Here is a 24809-nt window from a genome sequence, read left to right as displayed (position 1 = left end):
CCTAAAACGCCCCTTAATCCCGCGTGTCGCCTTGTGAACGCGGCACACGGAAGCCGGTGGGTCGAATCAGTAGGCGGGCCACCGGCCCGTGCGTATGCTGATCACCATGACGGAGGGATCCCTGCTCGATCTGCTACGGGAGCAGCGCACCGGCGCGCTCGTCACCCTCAAGCGGGACGGACGGCCACAGCTGTCCAATGTCGCCTTCACCCATGACCCCGCGACGCGCCTCATCCGGATCTCCGTCACCGACGACCGCGCCAAGACCCGCAATCTGCGCCGCGATCCGCGCGCGAGCTTCTACGTCACCAGCGGGGACCACTACTCCTATCTAGTGGCCGAGGGCGATGCCGAGCTGACGCCGGTCGCCGCCGATCCCCATGACGCCACCGCCGATGAGCTGGTGGAGGTCTACCGCGCGATCCAGGGCGAGCATCCGGACTGGGAGGAGTTCCGCGCGGCGATGGTGGCCGAGCGGCGATGGTGGCCGAGCGGCGACTGGTGGTGCGGCTGCGCGCGGAGCGCGGCTACGGCTGGGGGAGCCGGACCGGACCTCTGAGCGGAGAGTTGCCCCAGGGCGACTAAGCGCTCCGCGGGAAGTGGCGCGAGGTGCGGTCGTTCATCCGCGGCCGCGTCGTGGCTGGTCGCGCAGTTCCCCGCGCCCCTTCGGGGCGCAACCGAACCGCACCGGACTTCAGCGAGGCCGCTTAGGACCCCCGGGGCGAGCCGCGGATTCCGGGGTCCGACCCCACTCCGCCGGTCGGCTTGCCCTGGCAGGTTCTCGCCCTAGCGTGGTACGCGACAGCCCTCACCCCAGAGGCATCACGAACATCACTCGATCTCGCTCACCTGAGCGCTCTTGAATCGATTTGAGCACCTCGGCGCCTCGCTGAGCACGCCATCCGCAGGAGCGCGAGACGGCGGACGGGGTCCCTCGAGGGGCGCAATGCGCGCGGCACCGCGCACCCGGTCGCCACGCGGCGTTCCGCGCCCGGACATCCACCGCACGCGACAATAAGCCACCGAACGACTACTTGTAGCGACCGGAAGTGCTCGATCGACGTGCGTTCCTGACGCGCACCGCGTAGAACTCCGTCCGGTATCTGCAACGACGAGCAAGGGAGTGTTCGAAATGCGGAAGACTACTGGGGCGATCGGGCTGGGAGCCGCACTGGCCGTGAGCGCCGTGCTGGGGATCGGCACGAGCGGCGCGGCACACGCCGCGCCCGCCAAGCCGCAGAGCCTGTATCCGCCGTCCGCGCTGGTCCTGACCGTCGGCTGGGGGGCCGACGCGGCCACGACCGAGGTCCAGCGGGCGGTGACTCTGAGCTGTCGCCCCACCCCCACCGGTACCCACCCGGCCCCCGCTCAGGCATGCGCCGAACTCCGCTCCGTGGGCGGCATGTTCGGTCAGCTGCGGACCGGGGCGGAGTCCGGCCGGGTGTGCACCAAGGAATGGCACCCCATCACCGTCACCGCCGAGGGGATCTGGGACGGCCGCCGGGTGTCGTACGAGCACACCTTCGCGAACAACTGCTTCAAGAGCGCGGCCCCGACCCTGGTCTTCGAGTTCTGATGAACTGACCGGAAAGGGGAAGGCCCCCGGACGCCGTCCACGGGTGTCCGGGGGCCTGCTTTCGTTCACACGGGAGCGGATCGCCGGAGCGAAACGCTCACCAGGTGAGCCGGGTCAGGCAGGTCAGCCAGATCAGCCGATCTCGGCGCCGAACGCCTGCAGCGCCTCCGGCACCGGCTGGAAGAAGGTCTCGCCGCCCGAGGAGCAGTCACCGCTGCCACCGGAGGTCAGACCCAGCGCCGTGTCGCCCGCGAAGAGCGCGCCGCCGCTGTCGCCGGGCTCGGCGCAGACGTTGGTCTGGATCAGCCCTTCGACCGACCCTTCCTGGTAGTTGACGGTCGCGTTGAGGCCGGTGACCTCGCCGTCGTGCACCTGGGTGGTGGAGCCGCTGCGGGTCACCTTCTGACCGACGGTGGCGTCACCGGCCTTGGCGATCGCCTGGGTGCTGCCGTTGTAGAGGTCGACCGCGCTCGGGTGGTCGGTGTCCTTGGTGTACTTGACCAGGCCGTAGTCGTTGCCGGGGAACTCGCTGCCCTCGTTGGTCCCGATCTCCTCGCCGCTCTGCGAGTCCGACCAGCTGCTGATGGCCTCGGTGCAGTGACCGGCGGTCAGGAAGTACGGCTGGCCGCCCTTGACGACGTTGAACCCGAGCGAGCAGCGCCCACCGTCGCCCCAGATGGCATCGCCACCAGCGATGAAGGTGGAGAACTTCCCGGCCGAGCGCTTCACCTCGACCTTGTCGCCGAGCGCGTCGGCGACCTTGTTGAGGGTGGCCATCCGGGTGCCCTTGACGGAGCTGTCCGCGGTGACGACGACCTTGTTGCTTCTGGGGTCCACCGACCACGAGGTGCCGGGGATGGTGGCCTTCTGCTTCAGCGTCTGACGCGCGCTGCTCAGCTCGGCCAGGGTGTTCGTGACCACCTTGGCCTCGGCCCCGGCCTCCCGGACCTTGTCCACGACGCCCTTGTTGACCACGTTGACGACGAGCTTCTTGGCCTTGGCGTCGTAGTACGAACCCGCCGTGTCGCTCTTGAGCGAGGAGGTGAGCGTACCGGCGAGCTTTCCTGCGGCGCCGACCGAGAGGGTGTCGGGCTGGGGCTCACCGGGGGCGGCGTTGGCGCTCTGCAGGGTGATGCCCGTGGCGACCAGGGCCGCTATGCCGGCTCCGGCAATGACGACACGACGCTTGGGTATGCGGCGGTGCTTCAACTCTCTGCCTTCCAGTGGGGGGTTGGGCCCATCGGCAGTGGGGTGCCAGGGCCCGGAGGGCGTAACGGCATAGCGCTTCTCCCCACCCGGGGGCGCGTCCATGCCAAATTGCGCCGCCGAGTATTCCCATCACCACCGGGCACGCACAAGGGCGCGTTCACGTCATGGGTGTGAAATTTACACTGCGGACTCATGTCCGGACATGGCGGTGCCCGCACACCTTCGAGGTGTACGGGCACCGAATCAGCTCTCCGGACGAGCCGTCAAACCGGGCGGATCACCGCAGGGAAACCCCTCGCGGGATTCCCCGCCGAACGTCACCTCCCACGGCTCATCGCTCGACCGAATGCGGCTCCGGCTCGCGCTCGGTGAGCGTCGGCATCGCCTGCCGAGCGGGCTGGGCCGGCTGCGTCGGCCGCGCGGGCGCGGCCTCCCGCTCCGGCGCGGCGGCCGGAGCGCCGCCCTCCGTCCGGGCCGCCGCCGGGATCTCCTGCTGGCCCTTCTCCAGGAAGCGCAGCAGCTCGACCGGGATGGGCAGCACCAGCGTGGAGTTCTTCTCGGCGGCGACCGCCATCACCGTCTGCAGCAGCCGCAGCTGGAGCGCCGAGGGGGTGTCGGCCATCTGGGAAGCGGCCTCGGCCAGCTTCTTCGACGCCTGCAGCTCCGCGTCCGCGTTGATCACCCGGGCGCGGCGCTCCCGGTCGGCCTCCGCCTGGCGGGCCATCGACCGCTTCATGGTCTCCGGCAGCGACACATCCTTGATCTCCACCCGGTCGATATGGACGCCCCATCCGACGGCCGGGCTGTCGATCATGAGCTCCAGGCCCTGGTTGAGCTTCTCCCGGTTGGAGAGCAGATCGTCCAGATCGCTCTTCCCGATGATCGACCGCAGCGAGGTCTGGGCCATCTGGGAGACGGCGAAGCGGTAGTCCTCCACCGCGACCAGCGCCTCGGCCGCGTCCACGACCTTGAAGTAGACGACGGCGTCGACCCGCACGGTCACATTGTCCCGGGTGATGCCCTCCTGGGCGGGGACGGGCATCGTCACGATCTGCATATTGACCTTCTGGAGCCGGTCGACGAACGGAGCGATCATGGTGAACCCCGGCCCCCGGATATCCGAACGGAGCCTCCCGAGCCGGAAGACCACCCCCCGCTCGTACTGCTTGACCACCCGGGCCGCGGCCAGCACGCCCAGGGCGCCGAGGCAAGCCAGTACCACTATCAATGTCACGAGCGCATCGACCATCACGGCCACCTGCCGTCCGTATCGCGAACAATGCCCCTCGTGGGGTACTGATGTCCACGATAGTCCGCCCGCCGAACAGTGGGGAGGGCTGTGGAAAACCCCCGTCGGGCCGCCCGGAGAGGCGTTCCCCACCGATGCGGAGAGCCCCCGTCCGGCGGTACGGACGGGGGCTCTCGGTCAGCCTGGTGCGGAGCTGATCGGCTTCAGGAACGGCGCCGATCAGTAGACGCTCACGCCGTACGCGTTCAGCGCCTCGACGACCGGCTGGAAGAACGTGGTGCCACCGGAGGTGCAGTTGCCGCTGCCGCCGGAGGTGAGGCCGAGGGCGGTGGAGCCGGCGTAGAGCGGGCCGCCGCTGTCGCCGGGCTCGGCGCAGACCGTGGTCTGGATCATGCCGTAGACGATGTCGCCGCTGCCGTAGTTGACCGTGGCGTTCAGCGCGGTGACCCGGCCGCTGTGGACGCCGGTGGTGGAGCCGCGCCGGGTGACCGTCTGGCCCACGGTCGGGTTGGCGGCCGAGGTGATGTCCTGGCTGCCGACGGTGCCCTCGGGGCTGACCGAGCCGCTGTACCGGACCAGACCGTAGTCGTTGGTCGGGAAGCTGGAGCCGGACGTCGGGCCGATGGTGGTGGTGTGGCCGGAGTTCGACCACCAGGTGCCGGCGCCGTCGGTGCAGTGACCGGCGGTGACGAAGTAGTTCGCCCCACTGCTGTTGCGCACGTTGAAGCCGAGGGAGCAGCGCCAGCTACTCGCGTAGATCGCGTCGCCGCCCGAGATCAGCTTCTGAATCTTGCCGGAGGTCCGCTTGACCTCGATCGCGTCGGCGTTCGAGCCCGCGGTGTTCTTGATCTTGGCTATCTCGCCCTGGGACACCGTGCTGTCGGCGGTGACCACGAGCTTGTTGGTCCCCTTCTCGACATACCAGGCGGTGCCCGCGACATCGGCCTCGAGGACGGCGCTGCTCGCCGACTTGGCCTCGGCCGCGCTGAAGGTGCGGGCGCCGTCGCTGCCGGCGTAGGCGGCGGGGGCGGCGAGCGCCGTTCCGGCCACCAGGGCGGAGGTCGCGGCGACCAGGGCTATACGTCTCGCCTGCTTGCTGTGGGGGGCGTTGCGCTTGATCCTCAACTCTTCCTCCGAGGGAATCGGGGGTCCGCTTGGGTGGGCAGGCCCGTGAGGCGCAGTCAACGAGCACGCCGATATGACCGATTCGGCGTGCCCCTGACAAGCGCTTCCGGAAGTATTCGTGGCTCCGGGCGCAGCGCGCAAGAGGACAATTCGGAACAGCCGTCGGGCACACGCCACATAGCCCCGGCGGGTTCAGGCCGCCGGGGCTTGTGCTCCCATCCCCTTGGGTATCCGGTGAGACGGACGCGCGGGCGATCGGGTTCCGTTATGGCACGGACGTATCGCGTCCCGGCGCCCGGGCCGCCGCGCCGCCGCTCAGCCCCGCTCCCCCGGATGCGGAAGTCCCAGGTGGTCCCGGAGTGTCGGACCGGTGTACGCGGTGCGGAACACCCCGCGCTCCTGGAGCAGCGGCACCACCCGGTCCACGAAGTCATCGAGCCCGCCGGGGGTCAGATGGGGTACGAGGATGAACCCGTCGGCGGCGTCGGCGGCCACGAATTCCGCCAACTCCGCCGCGACCGCCTCCGGGGTGCCGATGAACGACTGACGCCCGGTCGCCTCGATGACGGTCTGCCGGATGGACAGCCCTTTCTCCTCCGACAGCGCCCGCCACTTGGCGGCGACGGCCAGCGGATCGCCGTGCCGGACCCGGCCCTGGGCCAGCTGGGATTCGGGGTCGGGGTCGATGTCCGGAAGCGGTCCGTCCGGGTCGTAGCCGGACAGGTCCACACCCCAGATCTGCTCCAGGGTGAGGATCGCGGTCTGCGGCGAGACCTGCTGCCGCCGGATCTCGGCGGCCTTCTCCCGGGCGTCGGCCGGGGTGTCACCGAGCACCAGGGTCACCCCGGGCATGATCTTCAGCTCCCCGGGGGTGCGTCCGTACCGTGCGAGCCGCCGCTTGACGTCGGCGTAGAAGGCGCGCCCGGCCTCCAGTGAGCCGTGCCGGGTGAAGATGATGTCGGCGGTGGAGGCGGCGAACTCCCGGCCCTCGTCGGAGTCCCCGGCCTGGATCACCACCGGATGGCCCTGCGGCGAGCGTGGCACGCCGAACTCGCCGTCGATGGTGAAGTGCCGGCCGGTGTGGACGAACGGGCGCGGTGTGCCGTCCGGCGTCCAGGAGTCCCACAGCTCACGGGCGGCGGCGACGAACTCGGCGGCCCGGGTGTAGCGGTCGGCCCGGTCCAGGAAGCCGCCGCGCCGGAAATTCTCGCCGGTGAAGGCGTCGGAGGAGGTCACCACGTTCCAGGCGGCGCGGCCCCCGCTGAGATGGTCCAGTGAGGCGAACCGGCGGGCCAGTTCGTACGGTTCGTTGAACGTGGCGTTGACGGTGGCGGCCAGCCCCAGCCGTTCGGTGACGGCGGCCAGCGCGTTGAGCACGGTGATCGACTCGGGCCTGCCGACCACGTCGAGGTCGTGGATCCGGCCGTTGTGCTCGCGCAGCCGCAGCCCCTCGGCGAGGAAGAAGAAGTCGAACAGCCCCCGCTCGGCGGTGCGCGCGAGGTGTTCGAAGGAGGAGAAGTCGATCTGGCTCCTGGAGCGGGGATCAGTCCAGACAGTGGTGTTGTTGACGCCGGGGAAGTGGGCCGCGAGATGCATCTGCTTGGGCCGCGAGGTCATCGGGCGGCCTCCCGCTCCAGGGCGTAGCGGTTGGCCGGGCGGGAGAGCCCCAGGTGGTCGCGGAGTGTCGCACCGGGGTAGAAGGTGCGGAACAGCCCCCGGTGCTGGAGCAGCGCCACGCTGCCGTTGACGAAACGTTCCAGGTCATGGCGTGGGTCGACGGGGATGATGTGGAAGCCGTCCACGGCGTCGGCGGTGTGCCAGCCGGTGATCAGCTCGGCGAGCTCCACCGGTCCCCCGTGGTACAGCGGAGGTCCGCCGGGCGTGTCGGTCAGCGGGACCGGTGCGTCGCCCGTGGCCGGGGAGCTCCCGGGCGCGCCCTCCCCATCGGCCAGGTCCACGGCGACGGCGGCGAGCACCGTGAGCGCGCCGGGCTCCCGGCCGTGCGCCACCGCACGCCGCCGCAGCTCGTCGCGGATACGGCCCGCCTCCTCCGGGGAGGTGGCGCGGATGTACACCACATCGGCGTGTCGGGCCGCGGTCTGCCAGGTCACCGGGTCGGTCGCGGCGATGGCCAGCACCGGGTGGCCCTGCGGGGGCCGGGGCACGATGGCCGGGCCGCGCACCGTGAAATGGGCGCCCTCGAAGTCCACGTAGTGCAGCTTGTCGCGGTCGACGAAGCGGCCGGTGGCGGTGTCGCGGATCTCGGCGTCGTCCTCCCAGCTGTCCCACAGCCGGGCCACCACATCGGCCACCTCCCCCGCCTCGGCCCACAGCTCCCCGGCGGGGGCGGCGGGGCGGCGGCCCACCAGCCGCGCCTCCGCCTCCGTCGTCGACACCTCGACCCGCCAGCCCGCCCGGCCGCGGCTCACCCAGTCCAAGGTGGCCACGGACGAGGAGACATGGAACGGCTCGGTGTGGGTGGTGGTGACCGTCGGCACCAGGCCGATCCGCCCGGTGGCGGGCGCGACACGCGCGAGGACGGCGAGCGCGTCGAACCTGCCCCGACCCGGCCCCGGAGGGCCGAGGCTGTCGTCCAGGGTGATGAAGTCGAGCACGCCGTCCTCGGCGAGTCGGGCGAGCTCCACGTAGTACGGCGCCTGGTACTGCCCGTCGCCGTCGAGGGCGTCGATGGCGGCGGCCAGATGCAGGGTGCCGGTCGGTACGGCCATGGTCGGGGCCTTCCTCGTTCTTCGGGGGGTCAGCGGGTCACGGCTTGGGCAGACCCGGCGGGTTGATCTCGGACTTCTTCACCGCCTCGCTGGAGAGCCCCCACCGCTTCAGGACCTTGGCGTACGAACCGTCCTGGATCACGTGGTCCAGGGCCGCGGCATAGGCGTCGACCAGCCCGCTGCCCTTCTTGGTGGTGGCCGCGATCTTGCCCTGCACCTGGTCGCCACCGCCCGAGAACCGGCCGATGATCTGGGTCTGACCGGCCGAGGCGACGTGGTAGGCGGAGGTGGGGTTCGGGCCGAAGTAGGCGTCGATACGGCCGGACTGGAGGGCGAGGTAGTAGTCGGTGTCCTTCTGGAAGTACTTGATGTCCACGGGCTTGCGGCCCGCCCTCTCGTTCTGCTTGCTCCAGTCGACCAGGATCTTCTCCTGGTTGGTGCCGGAGGCGACCGAGACGGTCTTGCCCGCCACGTCCTTCGGCCCCTTGACCCGCCAGGAGGTGCCCTTCTTGGCCTCGAAGGCGAGGTCGTCCAGCCGGTAGGTGGCGAAGTCGTACTTCTCCTTGCGCTCCTCGGTGACCGTCACATTGGAGAACACGCCGTCGAACTTGGAGCTGTCCAGGCCGACGAAGAGGTTCTCCCAGGAGACCGGCTGGAAGTCGACCTTGAGCCCGAGGGTGTCGGCCACCAGCGTGGCGATGTCGAGCTCGGAGCCGATCCGGGTCTTGTCGTCGGTCGCGTAGAAGCCGAGCGGGGCGGAGGCGTCGGCGCTGCCGCCGATGCGCAGGGTGCCGCGCTCCCGGATCGCGGCCGGGACCTTCGCCGCGATCGAGTCGACCTTCTTCCCTCTGACGCGGTGCTGGTCAGGGCTGATGTTGATGGCGTTCTTCGAGCCCTTGGAACCCACCGTCTCCTGGGCATCGCCGTCGCCGCAGCCGCCGAGCAGGGCGGAGGCGGTGAGCGCGGCGACGGCGGTGACGAGGGTGCGGCGGGTCTTCACGGGGGTGCTCCTTGCGTAGGTGAACATCGGTGGTCTGGTGGTGACCTGTGATCTGGTGGACATCGGTGATCTGGTGGACATCGGCGGGCTCGTGAACATCGGTGATCTCGTGAACATCGGCGGGGTCGTGAACATCGGTGGCCTCAGAGGACCTTGGAGAGGAACGCCTTGGTGCGCTCGTGGCGCGGGGCGTCGAGCACCTCGGCGGGCGTGCCCCGCTCGACGATCCGGCCGCCGTCCATGAAGACGACGGTGTCGGCGACCTCCCGCGCGAAGCCGATCTCATGGGTGACGACGATCATCGTGGTGCCCTGATGGGCCAGGTCCTTGATGACGTCGAGGACCTCGCCGACCAGTTCGGGGTCCAGGGCGGAGGTCGGCTCGTCGAAGAGCAGCAGCTCGGGCTCCAGGGCGAGGGCGCGGGCGATCGCCACCCGCTGCTGCTGTCCGCCGGAGAGCTGCCGGGGGTACGCGGCCGCCTTGTCGGCCAGACCGACCCGGTCGAGCAGCGCCTCGGCCGCGCGCACCGCCTCCTTCCTGGGGCGGCGCAACGCCGAGACCGGTGCCTCGACAATGTTCTCCAGCACCGTCAGATGCGGGAAGAGGTTGAAGTTCTGGAAGACGAAGCCGATCCGGGTGCGCTGCCTGAGGATCTCTCGTTCGCGCAGCTCGTAGAGGCGGTCGCCCTGACGGCGGTAGCCGACCAGCGAGCCGCCGACGCTGATCCAGCCGCTGTCCACCTTCTCCAGGTGGTTGATGGCGCGCAGCAGGGTGGACTTGCCGGAGCCGGAGGGGCCGAGGACGACGGCCACTTCCCCGGAGCGCACCTCCAGGTCGATGCCGCGCAGCACCTGGAGCGACCCGAAACTCTTGTGGACGGAGCGGATGTCCACCATGGCGGTCATCGGGTGGCTCCCCGCGAGAAGTGGCGCTCGACGTAGTACTGCGCGACCGAGAGCACGGTGGTCAGGATGATGTACCAGACGGTCGCGACCATCAACAGCGGCACGACCCGGCCGTTGCGTCCGTAGATGACCTGCACCTGGTAGAAGAGCTCGCCGATCGCCATGACGGAGACGATCGAGGTGCCCTTGAAGAGCGAGATGACCTCGTTGGCGGCGTTCGGCAGGATCGACCGCATCGCCTGCGGGAGCACGATCCGGCGCAGCTGTCGCAGCCGGGGGATGCCGAGCGCGGCCGCCGCCTCCAACTGTCCGCCGTCCACGGCGAGGACGCCGCCGCGCACGATCTCCGCCGCGTAGGCCGCCTGGTGGAGGGCGAGTCCGAGCACCGCCGCGCTCATCGCCCCGACCAGACCGGCGGTGTCGAAGGAGAAGAAGCCGGGGCCGAAGGGGATGCCGAAGTCCAGCCGCTTGTAGAGATAGGTGAGGTTGAACCAGAACAGCAGCTGGACGATGAGCGGGATGGAGCGGAACGCCCAGATGTAGGTGAAGGCGACCGACTTCAGGAAGGGGCTGTGGGACAGCCGCATGAAGGCGAGGACGATGCCGAGGGCGAAGCCGAGCGCGGTGCCGTAGAAGGTGAGCTGGATGGTGATCCAGACGGCCTTGAGGATGGTCCGGGTGGTGAAGAAGTCGGCGAAGACGTCCCACTCCCAGCCGGGGTTGGTGATCAGGCCGTGGGCGAACTGGGCCACCAGGACGGCGGTGACGACGACGGCGGCCCAGCGCCAGGGGTGGCGTACCGGGACGACCTTGAGGGCGGAGTAGTCCTCGCGTTCGGCGCCGCTTGCGGCGGCCTTGCCGACGGGTGGATCGGAGGTCAGGGACATGGAGGGTCCTTCGGAGGGAGAGCTGGGGGTTGTGCGGGGGAGGGTTTCCAGGGGGACTCAGTCGGCCGGGCCCCAGGCGGTGAAGCTCAAGCGACGAAGCTCAAACGGTGAGGCTCAGGCGGCGAACCTCAGGCGGTAAGGGTCAAGCCGTGAGGCTCAAGCCATGAGGCTCAGGCAGTGGCCGTGGCCGGACAGGACAGCTCGCGCAGACAGCGCAGCAGGGCGCGCGCGGTGGCGTCGTTCTGCCGGAACGCGGGCGCGTTGGTGCGGGGCCTGGCGAAGGCGCCCGAGGCGCGGGCGTCGGTGTGCGGGCCGAGCGCGAAGCGGCGCGGATGCGGACGGCCGGCCCGGTCCAGGATCCGGGCGTCGGCGGGGCTGACGGCGAGCAGTCCGGCCGGGGTGGCGGCGGCGCCGTCGCGGTGCAGGGAGCGCAGCAGGGTGTCGCGGGAGCGGTCCACGGTCGGCTCCGGCAGCCGGGCCTCGACCAGCGCGCGGGCCTCGACGGCATGGCCGGGCACACTGGCGGAGCTCGCCCGGAACACCCCGCGCACCGGATCGGCGGTCACGGTCGTCTCGGCGCCGAGGAAGCGGACCACTCCGGCGCGGGAGAGCGCGAGCAGCTGCTCCAGCCGTGGCCCCGGCGGGCCGGAGGCGAGGAAGCTGAAGAAGCCGTGCCACCAGCCGCCGATGTCGCCGAGCCGGATCAGCTGGCCGTAGACGGAGAGCAGGGCGAGGAAGACGGCCAGGTCGGGGCTGTGCGCGGGGTCGTGGCGGCGGGCGAGGTCGGCCTCGACATGGCCGCGCAGCGCCTGCTGCAGGGCCTCGTGGTCGCCGAACCGCAGCCCGGCCAGGGGGTGGTCGAGGGCGTCCAGGTCAAGCCGGTCGGCCGGGTCGGGGACGGCCGCGGCGACCAGGACGTCCAGGTCGGGGCCGCCGGGCGGGCAGGCGGCGTACTTCTCCTCGAACGCGGGCCACTCCCCGGCCACGCGCTCCGGATGGGCGGTGAACAGCCGGTGGTAGTGGGCGAACCCCAGCTCCTTGGCGATCAGCGGCCAGACGTCACGCCGGAAGTCCGGCCGCCCGGGGCGGGAGAGCAACGCATCGACCTCGGCGGGGCCGAAGAAGCGCGGCACCGGGGGCCGCTCACCGCTCAGCGAGTAGCCGATCTTGGCGTGGTACGGCACGCCGCGCCGCGAACCGGCGTACAGCACGGGCTCGCGGCCGGAGGGCCGGTAGACCAACTCGCCGCCCGGGCCGCGCTCATAGCGTCCGCCGCGTCCCTCGGTGAGCAGCACCATCAGATCGACGAAGGCGAGGCCGAGCCCGCGTACGATCACCGGCTCGCCGGGGCGCAGCGCGCTCATATCGCTGTCGGCGGTGAACTCCGGTGGGAGATGGACCAGTTGGTGCTCGGCGGCGAACGCGGTGAGCGCTCGCTGCTCGGCGTCGGGTTCGGCGTCGAGGTGGCCGAGGGCGAGGACCACGGCGTCGGCGGTGAGCGGCACGGTCCGCCCCTCCAGCCACACCTGCTGCCGTCCGTCGCGCGGCCCGCTGACGCGTACGGCCCGGTCCCGGTGCTCATGGACGGTGGTGCCGGGCGGCAGATCGGCCACCGAGCGCTCGTACACCCAGCGCAGATAGGCGCTCTGGAGCCGTCTGGTGGCGAAGCTCTGCCCGGTCAGGGCGGCGGCCTCGGCGGCGAGTTCGGGCGGCAGGGCGTGCTGCGGCTCCCCTCCGCGGCCCTCACGGCCCTCATGGGCCTCGCGGAACTCACGGACCTCGCGGGCCCATTCGGCGAGGGAGGGGCCGGGGCGTATCGGGCCCTCGCGCTCCACCGACTCGTCGGTGAACATGGTGACGTCCTCGGCCATGGAGTTCATCCACAGCAGCGGGGACTGGTCGGGGCGCCAGATGCGGCCGCCCCCGGGCGGATGCGGATCTACCAGGTGCAGCTCGAACGGGACGCCATCGCCGTACAGCTCGGGGGCGTTGGCGGCGAGACGCTCGATCAGACCGGTGGCACGCGGGCCCGCGCCGACGATGACGACCGTGGCGGGTGGGACGACCGTGGCGGGTGATCGGAAGGGGTGGTCCGGATGCGCGGGATGGTCCGGGTTCGCGGACATGCGGAGGCTCCGTGAGTTCTGAAGTGAACACACGCATGGCCTTCACACACGCCGAGCCCCTCAGCTCGACAACGGCCGGGCCCCTCAGCCCGGCATGCGAGCCTCTCGGCCCGGCATGGACCCGAGGTTAAGACGACCCCACGGTGCGCTGTCAAGACTGTCCGAACTGTGAGCAGCGCGTCTCACCGCGGTTGACGAGGAAGCGGAAGGCTGCTCCACTTGTCCCATGGACTCACGGCAGCGACTGGTCACACGCGACCACATCGACTTCGGTCGGGTGTGGTCGTCGTCCTGTTCGGGCTGACCGCCCGCCTCCGCTGCCATAGGGGGACTCCCTTCCCCAGCGCCTCGAGGCTTCGCCCGCGCCCGCCGGATTCCCTCCCCGGTGTGGCCGCAGCACATCCGCGTCGTCACGCGCGTTCGGCCTTCCCACACACGTCAGTGCCCCACCCCTCCCCTCAACCCGTCTTTCGGCTACGGGGGTGTCCGGCGGTTCTTTCCCCTCCCCGCCCCTTCCCGCAACCATGGGCTCCGCCCCTGGACCCCCGGGGGCCGGGGCCAAGCCCTGCCACGCGGCGAAGTCGCATACCGATGCCACGGAGCGGAAAGGTGCGAAGCCCCCGGCCCAGGGCCTGGAGCAAAGCCCCCCACCCGGAGCCTGGAGCAAAGCCCCGGCCAGGAGACTGGGGCGAAGCCCCCGACCGGGGACCGGGGCAGAGCTCCGGCCCGGGGACTGGGGCGAAGCCCCCCACCCGGAGCCTGGAGCAAAGCCCCCGACCGGGGACTGGGGCAAAGCCCCCACCCGGAGCCTGGAGCAAAGCCCCCGACCGGAGCCTGGAGCAAAGCCCCCACCCGGGGTCTGGAGCAAAGCCCCCCACACGGAGCCTGGAGCAAAGCCCCCCACCCGGGGTCTGGGGCGGAGCCTGGAGCAAAGGCCCCCACCCGGGGTCTGGGGCGGAGCCCCGGCCCGGGGTCTGGGGCGGAGCCCCGGTTTCGGGAAGGGGCGGGGAGGGGAACAGCCCGCCGCAGGCGGCACGGTCCGCCGACCCCTGGCGGCTAGCAGTCGCAGCCGCAGTCACACCCATCACAGCAGTCACAGCTGCAGCAGTCGCCGCAGTTACCGCAGCAGTCACAACAGTCGCAGCAGTCATCGCACTTATGGCACAGGCCCTCACGCGGCTGCCCGGTCCACGGGTCGTGGTACGGGTCGCGGCAGCACACCTGGCAGGTGCAGCAGAGCCCGGTCCACACCAGACAGCCCGCGATCAGCCCCCGCCGGCGGCCGTGCGGCGGCTCCGGGGGCGGGGGCGCGCCGCCGGGGCCGCCCGGGTTGATCCACGGCGACTGCGGCGGCCCGTAGGAGGACTCCGGGGCGCCCGGAGTGCCCGCGCCCCGGCCGCCGGTGTGCGCACAGCCGGTGGTGCCGAAGGCGCGGTCGACCGCGCGCCCCAGCTCATGGACCAGCAGTACGTGGGCGAGCCGCCCGGAGCCCTTGTCCGCGAATTCGGTGTCCTTGAGCGCCAGCCGCACCCCGTGCACCGCGTCGTCACACAGCCTGCGGACCTCCGCGAGGTCGGCCCCGGTGGCCGCGATCGGGTTCCAGGCGCCCGTCTCGGCGTCCTCGGCCAGGTCCTCCACCGCGTCCAGCAGATGCGCCAGCCGCCCGAAGAGCCGGCCCGCCTCCTCCAGCGGGGCCCGGTTGCCGGGCCGCCCGGCCAGGACGGCGGTGTGCCCGAAGGCCGCGGCGGTCGCGGTCTCGGTGGGCTCGGTGACGGTCAGCAGGGAGGTGCCGGGGCCCGCCAGGGACTCCAGTTCCTCCTGCCGGCCGACCGCGTCGAGCAGCAGCGCGGTGTCGAAGCCGAGCGCGGCGCCGCTGCGCTCCCCCGCCCGGTCCCACCGCCCGGCCACCCGGCGGGCGGCCGCGGCGACCGGCCGCCGGGCCAACGCCCCGTCGCCGTCCGCCACATGGTCGCGTACCTTCGCCGAGGCCAGCACCAGCGAGACGGTGGCCGCGAGACGCGCCCCCTCGCCCTGGGCGACCGACGCCGTCCGCATCCCGCGCAGCGGACAGGGCCCGGCGGTCCGCCGCCAGCCCTCCGACCGCCCGGCCTGGGCCTCCACCAGCACCGATATCACCAGGCCGTCGTAATTGGTGGCGACGCGGGCGAACTGCCCGTGGTCACCCCTCAACGCGAGGCACAGCCCGCACAAATGCGCCATCCACTCAGTGCGCAGGTTTTCCGACAGCCGATGCCGACAAGGCCGGATAATGCCAAACACCACGATCCCCGTTCACCCGTACGTCCCCGACGTCACCCGTCCGGCAGCGGCGGAGTCTACCCACCACTCCGTCAGCCTTCGTAAGCAGGTGGAACTCTGATATGGCGCCAGCCGTTGTGCACCAGTAACGTCACGAATCCCCTGTGCGGCCGCAATCCACGTGGCAGACCATCCGCATCATGGACGACCATAGAGGGGCGGACGGTACACACCATCAGGGAGAGGAGGCGTCCATGGGATCGGTACGCAAGGCAAGTGCCTGGCTTGGCCTCGTCGACGACAGCGATGACGAGCGCTACTACGACGACGACTACGCCGAGGGGTCCGAGCCCGGCGGCTCCTGGATGACCGACCCGCGAGCGCGGGTGGCCGACGAGACCGCGCGGGACCAGGGCACCCGGATCGCCACGGTCACCCCGGACGGATTCCGGGACGCCCGCGGCATCGGCGAGCTGTTCCGGGAGGGCGTACCGGTCATCGTGAACCTCACGACGATGGAGTCCGCCGACGCCAAGCGCGTGGTGGATTTCATGGCCGGGCTGATCTTCGGGCTGCGGGGCTCGATCGACCGGGTGGCCAACCGCGTCTTCCTCCTCACCCCGGCCGACTTCCAGATCGTCAGCGGACAGTCCGGCCACGCCACGGGCTTTTTCAACCAGAGCTAGCCCCGGGGCCGCTCACCGGAAGGCGTCGATTCCGGTGAGCGCCTTGCCCAGCACCAGTTGGTGCATTTCGACGGTGCCCTCATAGGTGAGCACGGACTCCAGATTCGTGGCGTGCCGCATCACCGGATACTCCAGCGAGATCCCGTTGGCGCCCAGAATCGTCCGGGCCGTACGGCAGATCTCGATCGCCTCCCGCACATTGTTCAGCTTGCCGAAGCTGATCTGCTCGGGGCGGAGCCGCCCCGCCTCCAAGCGCCGCCCCAGATGGTGGGCGAGCAGCACCCCCTTGTGGAGCTCCAGCGCCATATCGGCCAGCTTGGCCTGGGTGAGCTGGAAGCCGCCGATCGGCCGGCCGAACTGCTCCCGCTCCCGCGCGTAGTCCAGCGCCGACTCGAACGCGGAGCGGGCCGCGCCCATCGATCCCCAGATGATGCCGTAGCGGGCGTGGCTCAGACAGCTCAGCGGCCCGCGCAGTCCGGTGACCTCGGGCAGCACCGCGTCGGCGGGCAGCCGCACCTCGTCCAGGACCAGCTCGCTGGTGACCGACGCGCGCAGCGACCACTTGTGCTTGATGTCGGGGGCCGAGAAGCCGGGCGCGTCGGTGGGGACGACGAAGCCGCGGATGCCCTCGTCGGTGCGGGCCCACACCACGGCGACGCCGGCCACCGAGCCATTGGTGATCCACATCTTGCGGCCGGTGAGCACCCAGTCCGAGCCGTCCCGCTTGGCGTAGGTGCGCATTCCCGCCGGATCGGAGCCGTGGTCGGGCTCGGTCAGCCCGAAGCAGCCGATGACCTCACCGGCGGCCATCCGGGGCAGCCACCGCTCCTTCTGCTCCTCGGAGCCGAAGCGGTGGATGGCGTACATGGACAGGGAGCCCTGCACCGACATCAGGGAGCGGATCCCGGAGTCGGCGGCCTCCAGCTCCAGACAGGCCAGACCGTACTGGATCGGGCCGGCGCCCGCGCAGCCGTAGCCGGTGAGGGACATCCCCAGCGCGCCGAGGGAACCGAGCTCCCGGGCCAGCTCGCGGATGCCGGGCACCTCGCCGCGCTCGTACCAGTCGGCGATGTGCGGCAGTACGCGGTCGGCGGCCCACTGCCGCATGGTGTCGCGGACCGCGAGGTCCTCGGGGTCGAGGAGATCGTCGAGCCCCAGCGGGTCGCGCGGATCGAACGACGGCAGGGTGCCAGCGGACATGGGTGGCGGCCTCCGGTGGATGCGGTTCCGGGTACGCCGGGCGCGTACCGGCCACCGGGGCGCGTCCTCCCGCCCGGCGGCCGGGGTGATCAACCCGGCCGATCCGACGCTACGGCCGGGTAACCCCTGACGTCCAGACCTGCTCACGCCGGGTCATCAGGGGCCGGGCAGCACTCGGACAGGACGAGGGCGGCACTCGGGCGGGCTGTCCCCTACCCGCGGCGGGCTGCTCCCCTCCCCGCCCCTTCCCGCGGCATCGATACGCGGCTCCGCCGCATGGCAAGGCGCGGCTCCGCCGCATGGCAGGGACTCCACCGCATGGCAGGGACTCCGCCCCTGGACCCCGGGGTCTGGGGCGGAGCCCCAGTTGTGGGAAGGGGCGGGGAGGGGAAAGCATCGATATGCGGCTCCGCCGCGTGGTCCGCCGACCACCCCGTGGGGCCCGGGTGGGGTCGGTCGGGACCCGGCCCGGGTCGGTCAGGACTCGGCGGCGACGGTGGCGCGGTCGAGGCGGGCCGGGACGTCCGGGGCGTCCGTGCACTCCGGCCCCTGCTTGTCCGCCGTCCCCTGCTTGTCCGCCGTCCCCTGCTGGTCCGCCGTCCCCTGCTGGTCCGCCGAGCCCTGGTCGGGCTCCTCGTCATCGCCGGCGCACTCCATGGCCTTGGGCAGCCGCAGTGCGGCCAGCGCACCGAGCGTCAGCAGCCCGGCGCTGACCGCGAGCGTGACGTGCAGACCGTGGACGAAGGCGGCGCGGGAGGCCGAGCGCAGGGCCTCCCCGGCGTGGCCGCCGAGCCGGTCGGAGACCTTGTACGCGGCGCCCAGCGACTGGCTCGCGTCGGAGCTGGCGGAGGCGGGGACGCCGGGCACCGAGGAGACGCCGGGCTTGTAGGCGGCGTTCATGACGCTGCCGAGGAGGGCGATGCCGATACCGGCGCCGAGCTGGTAGGAGGTCTCGCCGATGGCGGCCGCGCCGCCCGCGGAACCGGACGACGCCTCGTTGAGCATGGACTCGTACGCGCTGAAGAGCGTGGTCTCCAGGCCGAAGCCCAGGACGATGAAGCCGCCGACGAGCACGGCGGGCCGGTCGGACAGGCCCATGGCGGTGAGTGAGAGCACGGCGAGGGCGGTGAGCGCGAAGCCGACCACGACCATGGCCCGCGGGCCGAGCCACTGGAGCATCCGGGACCCCACAAGCCCGGCGGCCATGGCGGCGAAGGTGAGCGGCAGCAGCCGCAGACCCGTCTCGAGCGGGGTGAGCCCGAGCACGAGCTGGAGGTACTGGGCGGCTATGAGCTCCAGGCCGACGAGCGCCAGCAGGGCGAGCACGATACAGCCGACGGAGATCGAGAAGGCGGGCCGCGCGAACAGCTTGAGGTCCACCAGCGGATGCGTACGGCGGCGCTGGCGGCGGACGAAGAGCACCAGCAGCACCACCCCGACCAGCACCGGGGCGGCGGTCACGGCGTCCAGCGGCCCCGCGCCGCTGCCCACCCGCTTGACGCCGAGGACGACGCAGAACAGCCCGCAGGCGGCCATGAGCGCGCCCAGCACGTCCCAGGGGCCGTTCTTGTCGCCGGTGGACTCCGGCAGCAGCCAGCGGCCGACGGGCAGCGCCACGATCATCAGGGGGAGGTTGACCAGGAAGACCGAGCCCCACCAGAAGTTCTCCACCAGGAAGCCGCCGAGCAGCGGGCCGACGGCCGCGCCGACGGCGGCGACCGCGCTCCAGATGCCTATCGCCAGTGCCCGCTCCCGGCGGTCCGGGAAGACCTGGCGCAGTATCGACAGGGTGGCAGGCATGATCATCGCGCCGCCGACGCCCAGCAGGGCGCGGGCCATGATGAGGATCTGGGGGTTGGGGGCGAAGGCGGCGATCGCGGAGGCGGCACCGAAGAGCGCGTAGCCGAGCAGCAGGACGCGTCGTCTGCCGACGCGGTCGCCGAGGGTGCCGAAGAGGATCAGCAGCGAGGCGCAGACCAATGGGTAGACGTCCACGATCCACAGCAGTTCGATCCCGCCGGGGCGCAGATCCTCGGTCACCGCCGGGACCGCGACATGGAGCACGGTCGCGTCCACGGCGACGAGCAGCAGACTGACGCAGAGCACGAGGAGCACGACCCAGCGGTTCGCCCCGCCGCTCGCCTCGGTGCCGCGCCATTGCCGGGGAACGCCCGCCGTCCGCCGATTGCCGGCCGTGGTCGTCCCGGACATGTACGCACCTCCCTGGGTCTTGCGCTCGCGGTCCGCCGTCGTGACGGCGATACGTCACGTCGCAGGGACGTCCGGGTGACCCCGGTGGCGAAGGCGCGAGTGAGAGGTCAGGGTACGCGAGTCCCCGCGCGAGCCGTGTGCCGCAGGTCATGTTGGGACGTTCCTGCGGATGGTTACGGAGGCGTACGTTCCAGACTTCCCCTTTTGTCCCCCGTCTTGTCCCCCGTCCGTCTGCCGTCCCTCCTGTGTCCTCCCGGCGTCCCACCCGCGTCCCACCGCTGGTCCACCCGTGGTCCACCGGTGGCCGTCTTCCGTTCGTCCTCCGTTGTCGTCCGCCGTTCGCCCTCCGTTGTCGTCCGTGGTTCCCGCGACGTAGTTGTCCACAGCCTCCGCGGCCCCCTCCGCGGAGGGTTGTCCACAGGCCCCGCGAGTAGCCCGGAACATCCTTGATAATCGTCGCCGTGACTGATCTCGCCCAGGCCGGCACCGCGCCGCTCAGCGACGACGGCCGACCGGGCCGCGCCGCTGGTCGCGCGCTGCGCCGGGCCGCTCCAGCACTGCTCGCATATGCGGGGACGCGCCTGCTCGGGCTGGTGGTTCTCGCGATCTGGGGAGCCTTCGCGGACAAGAGCCCGCACCAGCTGCTCTCCGCGCGCTGGGACTCGCTGTGGTACACCCGCATCGCCGAGGAGGGGTACGGCTACGCGCTCCATCTGCCCGACGGCGCGGTCCACTCCAACCTGGCGTTCTTCCCCCTGCTCCCGGCGTTGGAGCGAGTGATATCGGTCATAGCCCCGCTGGACGCGGCCGACGCCGGTCTGCTGGTGAGTTCGGTTACGTCCCTGTTCGCCGCCTGGGGGATCTTCGCGATCGGGGATCTGCTGTACGGACGGCGGGTGGGCGTCACGCTGGCCGTGCTGTGGGGTGTGCTGCCGGTCGGCATCGTGCAGTCGATGGCGTACTCGGAGTCCCTCTTCACGGCGCTGGCCGCCTGGGGGGTCTACGCGGCGCTCACCGGGCGGTGGCTGTGGGCGGGGCTGTGCGCGGCGCTCGCGGGGCTCACCCGGCCGGTGGGGGCGGCGGTGGTCGCGGCGGTCTGGGTGGCGGCCGCCGTGGAGCTGCTGCCGGACGGGCGCTGGCGCCAGGCGTGGCGGAAGAAGGACCGAAGTCTGCTCGCGGGCGTCGTGCTCGCGCCGCTGGGCTGGCTGGGTTACGTGGTGTGGGTCGCCCTCCACACCGGAAGCGTCACCGGCTACTTCGACGTGCAGAACGGCTGGGGCAACGGCTTCGACGGCGGTCTGGCCTTCGCGGGCTTCATCGGGGGGCTGCTGATCGAGCCGCCCTTCGTGGGCGGGCTCGGGCTGCTGCTCGGCGTCGGGGCGCTGATCTGGCTCGCGGTCCGCTGTGTGCGGCAGCACCAGCCGCTGCCGCTGCTGGCCTACGGCGGGGCGGTGCTCGTCCTGGCGCTGGCCGCGAAGGGGTACTTCGGCTCCAAGCCCCGGCTGCTGATACCGGCCTTCCCCCTGCTGCTGCCGATCGCGGTCGCCCTGGCCCGGCTGCGCCCGGTGCGCAGCGCGCTGGTCCTGGGGTCCGTGGGGCTCGTCTCGGCGGTGTACGGGGCCTTCTGGCTGCATGGCTCCGGGCCGCCCTGATCCGGCCACCGCCGCGATCCGGCCACCCCGAGCGGCCGGGCGGAGCCTCGCCGACGATCACTCCCGGCCACCCGGCGACACCTAGGGAAACTTCGGGGAACGCTATGGCTAATAGGCGATAAACAGGCTCTGTAAGAATTCCATAAAGTCCCTGAGACACGCCCACTGGAAGGCCGCGAGCAGAAAAGTCCCGGGGCCTCGTGCATTCCTTGGAAAGGCGCGGCCAAAAGCCGTGGACGAGACGCACTCCACATCACATCGTCATCACAAAGCGACCTGATCGACTGAACCCACCTGTCACGCAATGTAACGTCGATTAGGTGCGTACCGAAGACAAGCTCCCCACGACCGAGGAGCGAAGGCCCGATCTCGCGCGACCGCGGATGACCCGAACACGTTTCTGGCTGCTCGGGACCACGCTGGCGGTCTACGCGGCGACCGTGATCGGCGTGCTCACCACCTCATGGCTGGTGAAGCTCGACTGGCAGGTCATGCTCTTCCGGCCTTACAAGCAGTGGCCCGAGTTCCACACCTTCCTGGACTACTTCGTGGTCATGGGCCAGCGCGGGCCCACCGCCGTGGCCGTCGCCGCCTGGCTGGGGTGGTGCTGCTACCGGCAGCGCACCCTGCGCCCGCTGCTGGCGCTGGGCACCTCCCTGCTGCTGCTGAACGCCACCGTGGGCGCGGTGAAGATCGGCTTCGGCCGGCTCGGTCCGCACTACGCGACCACCGTCGGGTCCAATGAGATGTGGGGCACCGGCGATATATTTCCTTCGGGTCACACCGCGAACGCCGTGGTCACCTGGGGCATTCTGGCCTATCTGGCGACCACCCCGGTGGCCCGCAGGGTCGCCTCGCTGATCGCCGCGGGCTTCGCCTTCGGGGTCGGCATGACCACCGTCTACCTCGGCACCCACTGGCTGAGCGATGTGGTGCTGGGCTGGGCCGCCGGGGTGCTGGTGTTGCTGGCGCTGCCCTGGCTGGAGCCCGCCATGGCGCGCGCCGAGGTGCTGCTGCTGACCCTGTGGCGCCGGTTGCGCGAGCGCCGGGTGCCCGTCCCGGTGCCGTCCGGGCGGCCGGTCGCCGGGACCCCGCTGGCCACCCCGCGCACCGCCCGCGACGACGAGCTGCCCACCCGCGAGACCGTGGCCGTGGTCCGGCCCGGCTCCGCCACTGGCCGGAGCCCCGACGGGCGGCCCCTCCACCCGGTCCGCCAGCACACGGTGCGCTCCGAGCGCACCCCGGTCACCCCGGTCGGCAGCCGCCGGCCGCCGCACGCCGACCGGGTGCCGCGCACCACGGCGCCCTTCGGCCCGTCCGGCGCCTCCCGGGGCCGGACGGCCACCGGAGGCTGAGCCACCTCACCGGCCCGCGGGGCGGTACGCACCCCCTCCCTCGCGCCGACCGGTCGCACCCACACCACGGCCCCGGAGCGCTCCGCCGAGAGCACTCCGGGGCCGTCGTCGTATCCGTGCCGGACGCACCGGCGCCCACCGGCCCACCGGCGCCCACCGGCCCATCGGCGCGCACCGGCGCGGACTCGGGCCGGTCGGCGGTCGGCCCGTCAGCCGCGCCCGGTCAGCCGCGCCAGCAGCGCTTCACCGTGCCCTCGTCCACCTCGAAGTCGATCCGCCCCTGCAGATACTCCATGGTGATGATCGCGCCCGGCGGAAGCGTCCGTACGGTGCTCCAGCCGCGTGCGCGTGCCCTCTCCTCGGCGGTGCCGGCGTCGAGGCCCACATAGCTGTCGAGGTCGTCGTCGGGTTCGGCCGGAAGGTTCGGTACAGGTCCCATGAGAGCCACCGTAGGTGGCTCCCTACGGGTGGCAAACCCAGAGTTGTCTTGGACCGCCACGGGACTACCACCGCCCCATGCCTCTCATGGCCGCCATTCGTCACACTTGTGTCACAGAAAACACGCCCGGGTTTGTGAACGACTTCATCACTCTTACGGGGCTTGTGTTGACGCCTCGAAGATGATTGCGAGTTTCCGTCGATATCCCGTGTCAAACGGCCGGCTCCGGTATGGACGGCGGTGCGCGGGCGAGATCTGTCGAACAATTCCCGCGGCGGCCGGAAAAGCATGGCCCGGACCCCTCCGGAGCGCACAATTCCACCACAAATCGCCATGGGCCGAAGCCCGAGGTTTACCCCCACCCGGACGCGGTACCCGCCGCCCCGGAGCCAACATGACTGACAGATCCGATGAGACCCCCGAGAAGACGGCGGCCGGCGGTACGAGTCCGCTGGCACTCCTACGTGCCGCCCGTGAGCAGCTCGTCGAGCTGACGGGCCTGTACCCCGAGTCCCTCCCCCGTCTGGAGCGGACCGACGACGGGTGGCTGCTGGAGGCCGAGGTGACGGAGCTGGCCCGGGTGCCGGAGACGATGAGCCTGATGGCCCTGTACGAGGTGACCCTCGACCCGGACGGCCTGCTGACCGGCTACCGACGCCTCCGCCGCTATGAGCGCGGCCGGAGCGACCGCCGCTGACGTCGGCGGTCGGCGGGGGCCCGGACGCCACCGGAAACGAGAGGAACTCACCCGACATGACCACTGTTGTCCCGGCACAGCAATCCAGGGGCGGGGGCGGCTCCAGCGGCCTGTACGACGTCCTGGAACTCATACTCGACCGAGGGCTGGTGATCGACGCGTTCATCCGAGTCTCCCTGGTCGGCATCGAAATACTCAAGATCGATATTCGGATCGTGGTCGCGAGCGTGGACACCTATCTGCGTTTCGCCGAGGCGTGCAACCGCCTCGACCTGGAGTCGGGCCCGAACAAGTCCCCCGGGCTGCCCGAGGTCGTCGAGGGCATCACCGAGAACGGCGCGCGGGCCAAGACCAAGGGCGCCCTCTCCGGCGCCGGCGACACCGTCTCCAAGGCCGCCCAGACCGTGGCCGACGCGATCCGGCCGTCGGAGGAGGAAGAGGAGGAGCCGCGCCGGCGCCGTCCGGCCCGTAAGGCGGCGCCGCGGAAGTCCGAGGAGTCCTCATGACCACGTATGTCTACGGCATCGCGCGGGGCGAGGTCCCTGACCTGGGCGATCAGCTGCTGGGCATCGGCGACCCCCCGCTGCCGGTCCGGGCGCTGAACGAGGGCGAGCTGGCCGCGATCGTCAGCGACTGCCCGCCCGAGCTCAAGCCCCGGCGCCGCGATCTGCTGGCCCACCAGCATGTGCTCGCCGAGGTCAGCGACTCCCGCGCGGTGCTGCCGATGCGCTTCGGCAGCGTCTCCTCCAGCGACGACGACGTCCGCAGCGTGCTGGCCGAGCACGCCGACCGCTACCAGGACCAGCTGAACCGGCTGACCGACCGGGTGGAGTACAACGTCAAGGCCGTGCACGACGAGGACTCGGTGCTCCACCAGGTGCTCGCCGAGGAGCCGGAGCTGCGGATGATGGCGGAGGCCAACCGGGCGGCGGGCGGCGGCACCTACGAGGACCGGGTGCGCTTCGGCGAGCTGATGGCGGGCGCGGTACGGGCCCGTGAGGTGCGGGACGCGAAGCTGGTGGAGGAGGCGCTGGCGCCGACCGCCGAGGAGGTGCGGCCCGGCCCGGAGAGCGGCGGCTGGTTTGTGAGCCTGTCGCTGCTGCTCGGCAAGGACGCCGCCGATCCGCTGCTGTCGGCGGCCGCCGAACTGGAGCGGGCCCACCCCGGGCTGAAGCTGCGGATCAACGGTCCGCTGCCGCCGTACAGCTTCGTCGAGTCCTGATGCTGATGATCGGCTGGGTGCTGAGGCAGGTCGTCGCCGCGGCGGAGCGGGAGTACTACGACCCGGCCAACATCCAGCATGCCCTGGCCGAGCTGGAGACCCAGCTCGACCAGGGCGTGATCGACGAGAAGGAGTTCGAGCGGCAGGAGGACGTGCTGCTCGACCGGTTGGAGGAGGCGCGCCAGTGGGCGAACGGGACTCTGTGACCACCCGGGGCGGTGCGGCCCCGACGGCCGGCGCCTACGGCTCACCGGCGTCGTCGCTCGGCTCCTCGGGGTCGTA

The 24809-nt window shown here is 71.3% G+C and carries 21 protein-coding genes and 1 pseudogene; 9 read left to right on the top strand and 13 right to left on the bottom strand.

From position 1 onward, the window contains the following. Positions 1-94 precede the first annotated feature (94 nt). Positions 95-585 (top strand): annotated as a pseudogene (locus ACFXB5_RS17910) (PPOX class F420-dependent oxidoreductase). Positions 586-1132: 547 nt separating this feature from the next. Beyond that, entirely contained in the window at positions 1133-1576 is a 444-nt protein-coding gene (locus ACFXB5_RS17905; RefSeq protein ID WP_385208543.1) for a subtilase-type protease inhibitor, read from the top strand. 132 nt (positions 1577-1708) lie between these two features. Here ACFXB5_RS17905 and ACFXB5_RS17900 read toward each other — a convergent pair whose 3' ends face one another. The 10 genes from ACFXB5_RS17900 to ACFXB5_RS17855 form a co-directional block, all read right to left on the bottom strand. Continuing rightward, positions 1709-2785 (bottom strand): S1 family peptidase, encoded by a 1077-nt coding sequence (locus tag ACFXB5_RS17900; protein ID WP_385208540.1) that lies wholly within the window; start codon positions 2783-2785, stop codon positions 1709-1711. Between the two features lie 331 nt (positions 2786-3116). Next, on the bottom strand, positions 3117-4034 hold the full coding sequence (locus tag ACFXB5_RS17895) for a slipin family protein (RefSeq protein WP_385208537.1): 918 nt from the start codon (positions 4032-4034) through the stop codon (positions 3117-3119). 219 nt (positions 4035-4253) lie between these two features. Next, positions 4254-5159: a S1 family peptidase gene (locus ACFXB5_RS17890; RefSeq protein ID WP_385208535.1), complete on the bottom strand. Its 906-nt coding sequence runs from the start codon at positions 5157-5159 to the stop codon at positions 4254-4256. Positions 5160-5474: 315 nt separating this feature from the next. Beyond that, a complete protein-coding gene (locus ACFXB5_RS17885) occupies positions 5475-6776 on the bottom strand; it encodes an NtaA/DmoA family FMN-dependent monooxygenase (RefSeq protein WP_385208532.1) in 1302 nt (433 codons plus the stop codon). Then, positions 6773-7888, bottom strand: a complete 1116-nt coding sequence (locus ACFXB5_RS17880; protein WP_385208530.1) for an LLM class flavin-dependent oxidoreductase — start codon at positions 7886-7888, stop codon at positions 6773-6775. Before ACFXB5_RS17880 ends, ACFXB5_RS17885 begins: the two co-directional genes overlap by 4 nt. A gap of 37 nt (positions 7889-7925) precedes the next feature. After that, the gene (locus ACFXB5_RS17875; RefSeq protein WP_385208527.1) at positions 7926-8888 is read right to left on the bottom strand and encodes an ABC transporter substrate-binding protein; all 963 of its coding nucleotides are present in this window, start codon (positions 8886-8888) and stop codon (positions 7926-7928) included. 143 nt (positions 8889-9031) lie between these two features. Next, complete coding sequence (locus tag ACFXB5_RS17870; RefSeq protein ID WP_385208580.1) at positions 9032-9784, bottom strand: amino acid ABC transporter ATP-binding protein; 753 nt, start codon at positions 9782-9784, stop codon at positions 9032-9034. Positions 9785-9789: 5 nt separating this feature from the next. Next, positions 9790-10680: an amino acid ABC transporter permease gene (locus tag ACFXB5_RS17865; RefSeq protein WP_385208524.1), complete on the bottom strand. Its 891-nt coding sequence runs from the start codon at positions 10678-10680 to the stop codon at positions 9790-9792. 170 nt (positions 10681-10850) lie between these two features. Continuing rightward, the gene (locus ACFXB5_RS17860; protein ID WP_385208522.1) at positions 10851-12806 is read right to left on the bottom strand and encodes an FAD/NAD(P)-binding protein; all 1956 of its coding nucleotides are present in this window, start codon (positions 12804-12806) and stop codon (positions 10851-10853) included. A 1056-nt stretch (positions 12807-13862) separates the two neighbouring features. Then, the gene (locus ACFXB5_RS17855; protein ID WP_385208578.1) at positions 13863-15086 is read right to left on the bottom strand and encodes a DUF5685 family protein; all 1224 of its coding nucleotides are present in this window, start codon (positions 15084-15086) and stop codon (positions 13863-13865) included. A 233-nt stretch (positions 15087-15319) separates the two neighbouring features. Between ACFXB5_RS17855 and ACFXB5_RS17850 the strand changes: the two genes are divergently transcribed. Beyond that, complete coding sequence (locus ACFXB5_RS17850; RefSeq protein WP_020872403.1) at positions 15320-15751, top strand: cell division protein SepF; 432 nt, start codon at positions 15320-15322, stop codon at positions 15749-15751. 12 nt (positions 15752-15763) lie between these two features. On the opposite strand, the gene ACFXB5_RS17845 is transcribed toward ACFXB5_RS17850, so the two are convergent. Next, entirely contained in the window at positions 15764-16951 is a 1188-nt protein-coding gene (locus ACFXB5_RS17845) for an acyl-CoA dehydrogenase family protein (RefSeq protein ID WP_201853737.1), read from the bottom strand. A gap of 477 nt (positions 16952-17428) precedes the next feature. Beyond that, entirely contained in the window at positions 17429-19162 is a 1734-nt protein-coding gene (locus ACFXB5_RS17840) for an MFS transporter (protein WP_385208519.1), read from the bottom strand. A gap of 461 nt (positions 19163-19623) precedes the next feature. On the opposite strand from ACFXB5_RS17840, the gene ACFXB5_RS17835 reads away from it, so the two are divergent. Then, positions 19624-20814 carry a mannosyltransferase family protein gene (locus tag ACFXB5_RS17835; RefSeq protein WP_385208517.1) on the top strand — a complete coding sequence of 397 codons (1191 nt, stop codon included), beginning with the start codon at positions 19624-19626 and terminating at the stop codon, positions 20812-20814. A 320-nt stretch (positions 20815-21134) separates the two neighbouring features. Then, the gene (locus ACFXB5_RS17830; protein ID WP_385208514.1) at positions 21135-22169 is read left to right on the top strand and encodes a phosphatase PAP2 family protein; all 1035 of its coding nucleotides are present in this window, start codon (positions 21135-21137) and stop codon (positions 22167-22169) included. 223 nt (positions 22170-22392) lie between these two features. Here the strand turns inward: ACFXB5_RS17830 and ACFXB5_RS17825 are convergent, their stop codons facing one another. Beyond that, positions 22393-22608, bottom strand: coding sequence for an I78 family peptidase inhibitor (locus ACFXB5_RS17825; RefSeq protein ID WP_385208512.1), 216 nt, complete (start codon positions 22606-22608; stop codon positions 22393-22395). Positions 22609-23002: 394 nt separating this feature from the next. Here ACFXB5_RS17825 and gvpO point away from each other — a divergent pair, with 394 nt between their 5' ends. The 4 genes from gvpO to ACFXB5_RS17805 are packed head-to-tail and all read left to right on the top strand — an operon-like array spanning position 23003 to position 24733. Next, on the top strand, positions 23003-23305 hold the full coding sequence (gvpO, locus tag ACFXB5_RS17820; protein ID WP_201853732.1) for a gas vesicle protein GvpO: 303 nt from the start codon (positions 23003-23005) through the stop codon (positions 23303-23305). A 56-nt stretch (positions 23306-23361) separates the two neighbouring features. Beyond that, entirely contained in the window at positions 23362-23811 is a 450-nt protein-coding gene (locus ACFXB5_RS17815; protein WP_385208508.1) for a gas vesicle structural protein GvpA, read from the top strand. Further along, complete coding sequence (locus ACFXB5_RS17810) at positions 23808-24527, top strand: GvpL/GvpF family gas vesicle protein (RefSeq protein WP_385208505.1); 720 nt, start codon at positions 23808-23810, stop codon at positions 24525-24527. Before ACFXB5_RS17815 ends, ACFXB5_RS17810 begins: the two co-directional genes overlap by 4 nt. After that, positions 24527-24733, top strand: a complete 207-nt coding sequence (locus ACFXB5_RS17805; protein ID WP_385208502.1) for a gas vesicle protein GvpG — start codon at positions 24527-24529, stop codon at positions 24731-24733. The genes ACFXB5_RS17810 and ACFXB5_RS17805 overlap by 1 nt, the downstream gene beginning before the upstream one ends. Positions 24734-24809 lie beyond the last annotated feature (76 nt).

It is taken from the genome of Streptomyces sp. NPDC059455 (genome assembly GCF_042750115.1).
Classification (GTDB): Bacteria; Actinomycetota; Actinomycetes; order Streptomycetales; family Streptomycetaceae; genus Streptomyces; species Streptomyces endocoffeicus.
This window is presented reverse-complemented; position numbering and strand designations above follow the sequence as displayed.